Origin of the sequence: Acinetobacter sp. UBA5984 (assembly GCF_002429925.1) — a bacterium.
Lineage (GTDB): Bacteria > Pseudomonadota > Gammaproteobacteria > Pseudomonadales > Moraxellaceae > Acinetobacter > Acinetobacter variabilis.
On sequence record NZ_DJBE01000058.1, the window covers coordinates 1 to 8,877 of the forward strand.

Sequence of the window (8,877 nt, forward strand, 5' to 3'; positions counted from 1 at the left end):
ATAGGATTTTGCTGATCTAAATACTTTTGATGCCAGGCACGAAGTGTTTCAGGAGTACAACCAATCTTAGGCGCAATTGCTGTGATTGCAGCCGAATTCGATGGATAATCTTTTTCAGATTCAATCAATAATTGAACCGTTCTTTCTCTGATTTCAGGGGTATATTTTAATTTTGTCATCGAACCTTGCGAAGCAGTGCTTCTCACTCAGAATATTGACTCTCCGACAAACCCGGTACGGTTCATGATTTCTTCATCATCAGCCGTGTAATCGATTTCAGTGACACCATGTAGGCCAAACAAACAGAATATGAATTGGAGCATACTTTTCTCCTGGCAACAAAAAAGCCCATCTTTCGATGAGCTTTCATTTAATCTTTGTTGAAAAGTTATTTGGAGGTTGCAACCTCCCTGGATAGTCTCTCTAAACTCTCCAACCTCTCTTTTTTAGAAAGGTTATGTACGTGAAAACACAAAAAGAATATAAGTGCTAATAATACTCCGCATAAAATCACAACCCTTTTCTTTTTCACAAGGATTCAACTTGATTTAGACAAGAGACCTAGTATGCCACTTATTTGATTAATAAAACATCAATAAAAAAAGCCCACCATTTGGTGAGCTTTTTAAACTTAATTTTCTTACATAGGATCTATCACGTAAAAATACATAGAAAGCACTAACAACAAAACAAAGGAAATTATTAAATAAGTATTAGAATTATTAAAACTTTTTACAAAATCCCACATACCGATATACCAATTTTCAACATTTGGTAAAATATACAATACCAAGTCTCAACATTCAACATTCAAAGTCCTTGATCCACATTACACCAAACAAAAAAATACCCGCAAGTCATGGAATGCGGGTATATGAACTTTGAATTCTTAAAAAGCCTACCATTTGGCGAGCTTCCTCATAGTAACACTTCAAACGGCGGGAGTGTCACAAGATAAACTTGCTGGACTGACCCACATTGGCAGTTACCGCCAGAACTCTAATCTATCATACCTATTGATGTAAAAATAGCCTCTCCATGGAACTAGATACTACTGTTTCTAGCGTTCATAAATTAAGCATAAGTAAATAAAAATATTAATCAGTATATTTGAGTCAAAAAAACCCACATCATTGGGGACGATGTGGGCAGAACTCTAAATTCAAAACGTGGAGATTTTTAAACATATGGTAAAATATAATGAAAATATTGTATGCAGTCAATCACACTTTTATATTAAGTCGATGATTAACAATCATATTGACCGATAAAATAGAAATAAGTCACTTATTCAAATTTCTAGTTAATCTTAATCTTTGACCAGATCTATTACTTAGCTTAGCTAGGCTATTCAAGCCAGATATATAGTAAGAAATTAAGCCAAACTTTTCTTTAGGCAATAAAAAAAGCCCACATTGCTGTGGGCTCTTCCCCTTTATCATTTTGCGCTGATTCAGGATTGTTGACGAAATGTACAGCGGTCAAACAATAGCCAATTCATGACAAATATAAATATATATAAATTAAATATCTATCCATCCATAAAAAGTCTGAATTGTGATCTTTGGAGTCAATAATTTCCTAGTTGAGCTTAATGAAGCTTTATTTTAGGCAACAAAAAAGCCCATCTTTCGATGAACTTATACAAAATAGCACCTAGCAATGAGTGTGTTATCAGATCATCTTATCAATCTAATCCACATGACTGGTTGCCTATATAAGTCTTCCTTATTCCACTTATTGATCTGAATACTCTTTAATAAGATTACTTTTCCAAATTATTGACTCCATCTCGGTGCATAATATTGATCGCTATCATCCTGCTATTCACCTTGATCTCTACTCCAAATCTTTAAACTTTTAAACTTTTAAACGAAATGAGTGATCTAAAAATCAGCAAAACTTTCCTTGATCATGGAAAATAATAATACTGCGCAAACCGTGAACAATAGCCCGATCAAAGCAAATAAAGGATCCTGATAAATAAGACCTAAAACCATTAGAGAAACAGCAAGGATGACAAGGAAAATAATGCCGCATATTTTAAAGAGATACATATCCACAACCTAAAGCAAAAGCTATGCTTTCAAGAAGCAATTTTTGCTCCTTTTTTAAATAATTTTTATGTTTATTATCTATATAAATTGATCAATATTCTATTTATTGGTACGAAGCTAGTATATGAAATACCGATATACTCAGTAATCATATTTCGAACAAAATTCAGAAATTTAGACATTAAAAAGCCACCCTAAAGAGTGGCTCAATGATTAAATGTTTTTATTGATATTCGATTATAGCGGTCACTATTTTCAAATAAGAATTTTAATAAATATTCTTTCTTTACCCGAAATAATCTCGACATGCATTCCTCCATGAAAGGTCAAAATATTCCTGATCTATCTGCCGTCTTTCAATCAGTACAATATTTTTATTCACTAAAATAAACCTCCGATGCTTCATTTCATTCGTAGATTTATCTCTAAAACTAACCTCACCACATTCTCCCTCTTGTTGATGAAATTGAACCAGATCTGAATTCGGTAAAGCATTCCTTACCATCTCCCTAAATTTTTTTAAATCCTCATCCTGTAGGATCTTAGAGTCAGCTTCTTGCTGGGTATTTGGTTGACTACACCCCAGAAGTATTAAAGCTACAAGAGGCAAGATAATTAGTTTTTTCATAAGCTGTTCTCCTGAGAAAGAGGATCACATTACTTTTAAAGTATGGCTATTATTAAAATGAATAGTTTTGTAAACCATTCAACTTTATCAATAAATTTAATCAGGGAAATTTAGAACAGATGAAAAGGAAAAATAGCTTGCTGTTTCTCTACAAATAGTAAAGCTCTGAAAATTATATGAGACATATCAGAGATGACTCTACTGAAAGAATGGGAGACCTCACAACCTTCTCTTGCTAGTGGTGAGGTCCTTTCAAGAGATTATTCAACAGGATTTGCTGCTTGACTATCTACCCGTTCATTCTGAGTACCAGGATGATTTGAACCATCCTTTTTGTATTTCATTTTTTTATAACAATAACCTGCAAGTACACCTGCACCAATTAACGTTAATAACTTCATTTTTCACCTCATGCTCATAATTGCAAGCCTATATAACTAACATCTATATTTGTAGCTTTCCAAAGCCATTTAGAGTGTTTTTTTAAATAAAAAGTTAAATTATGTATATCTATATAGATCAAATAAAATTTTAATCTTTTCATAATATTAAATTTACTTAAAATATTCTTGAGTTAAATATTTTTAGGCTCTAAATATATACTTATAAAATAAGAATCTTGCTTTCTGATTAAAATCTAACTTACGATATTCAAATTGTTTTGAACTTATCTCTCTTATATTTTAATTCTCATGATAGATCATCATGAGAGCGTTCTCCCATGTGTTCAAACTATGAATTTCCCTCAAAACATCGTCTCTCTTTATTAGACATTCATGAAGAGCAACTTGAACTAGATATGAAAACGCATGTATATCCTTTGGCTCCCGCTCCCATCATTATGCGCGGTGCTGACGAGTTTGAACTGGATATCGCACGTTTCGGACTTATCCCTTCCTGGGCCAAAGAATTAAAATTTGGTCGGCATACTTATAATACCCGGACTGAAACGGTTGCCTCAAAAGCAAGTTTTCGGCATGCCTGGAAAAACAATCAGTTTGCCTTGGTACCTGTAGATACGTTCTATGAACCCAAATACATTGATGGCAAATCTCATTGGTATGCAATATCTCGTGAAGACGGCGATCCTTTTACTGTTGCAGCCATTTATGATGATGCAATCATTGAGAGTGAAAAAGTTCGGTCTTTTTCAATGCTCACGATTAATGCAAATCAGCATCCTTTTATGAAACAATTCCATAATCCGAATGATGAAAAACGCTCGATTATTGTGATACCGGAAGAGTCAAGACAGGATTGGCTGCACTGCAATCATGAGGAAGCAAGTGAGTTTTTCTTCGAAATGCGGGATGAATTTATTGCAAAGCCGCGAGATCCCCGTTTGTCGGAAAATTGAAATATAAAAGCAATTTAATCACTCATATCTGATTTTAAATCATTTATTTTATTTGTATAAAAATAAAGCTATCATTACAATCTTGATTAATGTAACAAAAATCAAGAAGTAGCAGAGTTATGACAAATTCACATGGGGGCTTTAGAATTGGTGCAGGCAGAAAAAAGGCCGAAGAAACCAAAGTAATTCGTGTACCTGAATCTAAGGTCCTAGATATCAAAGCATACTTAAAATCACTTAAAAAAGAAAATGAAATCAGTGATATTCGCCAGTTTGATCCCGTTACTCAAATGGAAATTCCTTTGGTCACTGAACGCGTTCAGGCTGGTTTTCCCTCACCCGCACAAGACTATATTGATAAAAAACTCGATCTGAATGAATTCCTGATCAATAACGCCAATGCCACTTTCATTGTTCGTGCCAATTCGCTGTCGATGCTGAATGCAGGTATTGATATCAATGATGCTCTGATTGTAGATCGTAGCATTGAAGCGCAACACCGAGATATTGTGATTGCCTGTGTAGATAACGAGTTTACGGTCAAACGGCTGATTGTCGATGTAAAGGGTTGCTGGCTAAAAGCCGAGAATGACGACTATCCCGATATTCATCCTGTAGAAGGTCAGCAATTTGAAATCTGGGGCGTAGTCACCAACGTCATTAAAAAATTCAGATGAAATATCAGCAGGAAATCTATGCGCTGATTGATGTCAATAACTGCTATGTCAGTTGCGAGCGCCTATTCAATCCGAAACTAAATCACGTACCTGTGATCGTGTTGTCAAATAACGACGGCTGTGTAGTTTCACGTTCGCAGGAAGCAAAAGATCTCGGCATTAAAATGGCTGTTCCACTCTTCCAGATTCGCGATATTGTCGAACAATATCAAGTTCAGGTGCTATTCAGTAACTATGCGCTATATGCAGAAATGTCCAAACGCTTTCATTCCATTCTGTCTGAATATGTAGCACCTGGTGAACAGGAAGTTTATTCCATAGATGAATGCTTTCTGAAAATTACAGCTTATACAAAAAATCATAATTTAATAGAATATGGTCAGGATATGCGACGGCGTATTTTGCAGTGGATTGGCTTACCAGTCTGTGTCGGCATTGGCCGTTCCAAAACCGAAGCTAAATTAGCCAACTATATGGCCAAGAAAGCTAAACGCTTTAATGGGGTTTGCGATCTTTCTTCTATGAATCAAAAACATAGAAATTACTTCTGGAGCTTGATTGATGTTGCTGAAGTCTGGGGGGTTGGGCGCCAGCAGAGTAAAAAGTTAAAGAACTTAGGTATATATACCGTTCTTGATTTAGCTCAGGCCGATTGTCATCGAATCGGAAAATTATTTTCAGTTCTTATGCAAAGAACTGTGATGGAATTACAGGGAGTTTCCTGTATTGAACTTGAACAGACGTGCCAGCCCAAGAAGCAGATTATTTCTTCACGCTCATTTGGTTCCCGAGTGACGGATCTTGAAGCTTTAACGGAAGCTATGAGTGATTACCTGCAAAATGCTGTCAAACGCTTAAGAGAAGATCAATCCTTATGTGGTTGCATCATTGCTTTCGCGCAATCCAATCTTTTTGACAAGAACAGATCCATCCTTTTATCATAAATCTATCAATATCGCTTTTCCTGAACCCACTGATTCCGCTGTTGTCATGAACCGGGCATTGATGCAACAGATGCATGAGCTGTTTTCAGAAGGTGTAGAGTTTAAAAAATGCGGGGGTATTTTAACGGCGCTTGAACCTAAATCGGCCTATGTCTATGACTTGCTCTCTGATCATGCTCAGATTGAGAAAAATGAGAAGCTTCAACAAGCGCTAGAAAAAGTAAAAGAAAAATTTGGCGATCAAAAGCTGGCAATTGGAGCAACTAAAATGCCTGACCGGAGCTGGGCCATGTCTCAACAGCATCTAAGCCAGAATTATTTTAGTTGGGATGGACTGTTAAAGATTGATCATTAATTTCATCTTCCCAGTAAAGTAAAGCAGAAATTTTCCGAGACTCAAATCAAAAAAGCCCTAAATTTAATTAGGGCTTTCTGATATTCATATCTTACTTTTGCTCCCTCAGCGGATGCTCAGGTTCGGCATTAGGCTTTTTCTCAGGCTTTACACCCTTATAGGTTGCTTGATTGCCTTTATCATCATTAGATTCTTTTTGCGGATTATCTTCTTGTTCTGTTTGGTGGTCTGCATGAGTTGTCATATATATTCCCTTTTCTCTAGATGCTTAGAAAATTATTAGGACATATAAGGTTAAACATCAATAATATTTATGTTTTCCATACATTTTAATAAACATATATTCTTCTAATCCGAGCTTATATAGACTTCTTGTTCTAATCTAAATCTGTCTAGCTGTGCAACCTGCTTTCAGGAAACACAGCTCATAGATCTTAAAATTTGGTTTCTTATTACTTAAAAGAAAGTATCTGCAGAAACATTAAAACGTTCAGACAAAGCTTTAATATGACGGATATTGAGCTGACGTTTACCATTCAGGATTTCAGAAATGACCGACTGGGTAGCTATGTCAGATAGATCTGATTGGCTGAGACCATGCTGTTCCATCAGGAAAGCCAATGCCGTACGTCCATCGCCTTCTGGCATCGGCAAATGCTCATGCTCGTAAGCTGAGACTAAGTCACCCAGTTGAAGAATCAGCCCCATTAAGGAATGCGATTCATCATCACCTACAATATCCAGAAGTTCATCTAAAGCTTCAGTAAGGGTATTAAAGTCTTCTTCAGTTTCTGGCTTGCTAAGCAATGGTGCAACATAACGCCAGTGATCAACGGCCTGTTTAATCATTGCATTCATATTAAGCCTCCTTCCAATGACCTTTGTCATATTCCTGATGGGATAAGACATGGCGAATATAGACACGTTTTGCCTGATACATCACAACTGCGATCAACCTGATCTTGTTGCCACCAATATCAAAGACATGAAATTTCCCGACTTTATCGACTGCGGGAAATAATCGCTTCATGTCGGCAAAGTCCTTAGGATCATTGGCCTTGATAAGTCGATACCAACCATCCAATGCAGTTTCAGCGTGTGGCCACTTTTGCATTGCTTCCAGAATCCGAGCGTGAGTGATCACATGCATGATTATTTATCGCATTTTGCTATATTGAAAGTATAACCTAAATATCGCATATTGCAATAACGCTTAAAGGATGAATTTAGTTGAGATGAGTATTGTTATGATCAAATCACAAGTTAAAATTAAATAAACCCTTATTTTTAATAATCTTTATTAATTAACTATCAATATTTATGAATTAGCGTGGATATGTTGGTTCTATTTTCAAATAGCAATGATAAAAAAATGAAAACCCCCGTCAATCTACAATCGAACGGGGGTTCAACATCCATCTAAACCACAAAGGTCTAGAAAGTTAATTTAAATCTTTCAAGCAATCACGACACTTTTTGACTTCGAAATCATCGACTGTGTAATCAATTTCAGTCGCACCATGAAGACCAAATAAACAACATATAAATTGGAACATGTGTTTCTCCTGATTGTGAACAGCTCGATCATGGATCGAGCTTAGTTGCTTTAAAGATAATGGGCTTACAGCTCCACGATTTATTTACCTTGAAACGATTGAATCACTCACCTGTACTGCGATTGCACAGGCAAGCTATAGTCTCTAAATTTGTACACTCTCTTCATGTTTTGGCGCTTGGTCTTTGGTACCGTGATCCTTGCTCATCATCCGGCACATTTTTTCTTTGCAAGATTTAAAGCAACATCCCACCATGACACCCATACCAAATGCACAGATACATCTCATCATAGCTCTACCCTGTCTTTTCATGAAAAGAGATATATAAATAACATCTATTCATGTTTCACACTTGAACGTATTTTCAGGTTTTATGTTGTATATGAAAACTTATGTGAAGGATAAATATCGAAGAATCATCTGTTTTTGACATATTTATGATCTAAAAAATAGGCCCTGTTTAACTGTCTGGATTAAACAGGGCTTTTTAACTTGCTGATTTTAAATTATTTTATCTGAGTTGTTATAGTGATGATAAAGTACCACTTGTCATGCATCTAATATGTATATGAAATATAGAGGCTTTTTTACCAAATGTTGAATATAGGTTATGTTTTATATTTTATTGGCTATTTTTCATCAACTTAGATGCAATTAAATACAAAAAAACTTTGGTTTATGCAGTTTTCATTCAATCAAGTGAGTCATAAAAGCAAATATGCAACTTATACATATTGGTAGATATTTGACTTATTTTATCAAAGTCTTTTTCATTTTTTATTTTCTCAGCTGTCAATGAGTTTAAAGGCAGGTGCTCTTTCACTCATTTCTCTTTATAATTTTTCCAATGACTGATAACAATATATTGTTGCCATGAAAATATCATTATTCATAATTGCCCTATTGGCATTGGCCATCACAGGCTGCCAGAAACAACAGGCAGATGTATCAGCTGAACCTGATCCAGCAGTGAAAGCTCAATTTGAAAAATCCGATGCCCGATTGAGTGCTTATTTAGATAAATTAGATTCTTCTACTATCAGTCTTGAGGAAAGAACACATATTTTATGTGAGGATTATCCTAAAGAATATAAAACTCATTATATGCCGGCCCTAATAAAACTGATGCCACAAGAATATGATGAGCAGGAACTACTGAAAGATCTGAAAAATGCGCTCGACTTTTATAAAGTAAAAGCCAATATTCAATGCTGATTTATTCTGAACAATAGATCTCTTTCATAAATCAAAAAACGATCTTCTTTTTGGTTAATATTTGCCCTCCGGATTTCTTGGCATTCGT

The 8,877-nt window shown here is 35.5% G+C and carries 9 protein-coding genes and 2 pseudogenes; 4 read left to right on the plus strand and 7 right to left on the minus strand.

Annotated features, from left to right (window positions below; genetic code table 11):
- The 3 genes and pseudogenes from B3J29_RS09765 to B3J29_RS09775 form a co-directional block, all read right to left on the minus strand.
- A pseudogene (locus B3J29_RS09765) lies at window positions 1-179 on the minus strand (IS3 family transposase); the annotation flags it as partial.
- Window positions 180-2,343: 2,164 nt separating this feature from the next.
- Window positions 2,344-2,685, minus strand: coding sequence for a hypothetical protein (locus B3J29_RS09770; protein WP_005235426.1), 342 nt, complete (start codon window positions 2,683-2,685; stop codon window positions 2,344-2,346).
- A 260-nt stretch (window positions 2,686-2,945) separates the two neighbouring features.
- Window positions 2,946-3,086 carry a hypothetical protein gene (locus B3J29_RS09775; RefSeq protein WP_286965185.1) on the minus strand — a complete coding sequence of 47 codons (141 nt, stop codon included), beginning with the start codon at window positions 3,084-3,086 and terminating at the stop codon, window positions 2,946-2,948.
- A 320-nt stretch (window positions 3,087-3,406) separates the two neighbouring features.
- Between B3J29_RS09775 and B3J29_RS09780 the strand changes: the two genes are divergently transcribed.
- The 3 genes and pseudogenes from B3J29_RS09780 to B3J29_RS09790 all read left to right on the plus strand — a co-directional run bounded on the left by B3J29_RS09780 (window position 3,407) and on the right by B3J29_RS09790 (window position 6,018).
- The gene (locus B3J29_RS09780; protein ID WP_286965187.1) at window positions 3,407-4,042 is read left to right on the plus strand and encodes an SOS response-associated peptidase; all 636 of its coding nucleotides are present in this window, start codon (window positions 3,407-3,409) and stop codon (window positions 4,040-4,042) included.
- Window positions 4,043-4,161: 119 nt separating this feature from the next.
- Complete coding sequence (locus B3J29_RS09785; RefSeq protein WP_159122954.1) at window positions 4,162-4,719, plus strand: LexA family protein; 558 nt, start codon at window positions 4,162-4,164, stop codon at window positions 4,717-4,719.
- A pseudogene (locus tag B3J29_RS09790) lies at window positions 4,716-6,018 on the plus strand (DUF4113 domain-containing protein). The gene B3J29_RS09785 and the pseudogene B3J29_RS09790 overlap by 4 nt, the downstream one beginning before the upstream one ends.
- A 91-nt stretch (window positions 6,019-6,109) precedes the next feature.
- On the opposite strand, the gene B3J29_RS09795 reads toward B3J29_RS09790, so the two are convergent.
- The 4 genes from B3J29_RS09795 to B3J29_RS09810 form a co-directional block, all read right to left on the minus strand.
- Window positions 6,110-6,262: a hypothetical protein gene (locus B3J29_RS09795; RefSeq protein ID WP_004785976.1), complete on the minus strand. Its 153-nt coding sequence runs from the start codon at window positions 6,260-6,262 to the stop codon at window positions 6,110-6,112.
- A gap of 212 nt (window positions 6,263-6,474) precedes the next feature.
- Window positions 6,475-6,876, minus strand: coding sequence for a helix-turn-helix domain-containing protein (locus B3J29_RS09800; RefSeq protein WP_286965193.1), 402 nt, complete (start codon window positions 6,874-6,876; stop codon window positions 6,475-6,477).
- A 1-nt stretch (window position 6,877) separates the two neighbouring features.
- The gene (locus B3J29_RS09805; protein WP_004785981.1) at window positions 6,878-7,168 is read right to left on the minus strand and encodes a type II toxin-antitoxin system HigB family toxin; all 291 of its coding nucleotides are present in this window, start codon (window positions 7,166-7,168) and stop codon (window positions 6,878-6,880) included.
- Between the two features lie 550 nt (window positions 7,169-7,718).
- Window positions 7,719-7,865 carry a hypothetical protein gene (locus B3J29_RS09810; RefSeq protein WP_004785985.1) on the minus strand — a complete coding sequence of 49 codons (147 nt, stop codon included), beginning with the start codon at window positions 7,863-7,865 and terminating at the stop codon, window positions 7,719-7,721.
- A gap of 582 nt (window positions 7,866-8,447) precedes the next feature.
- Here B3J29_RS09810 and B3J29_RS09815 point away from each other — a divergent pair.
- Entirely contained in the window at window positions 8,448-8,789 is a 342-nt protein-coding gene (locus tag B3J29_RS09815; protein WP_286965195.1) for a hypothetical protein, read from the plus strand.
- Window positions 8,790-8,877: the final 88 nt, after the last annotated feature.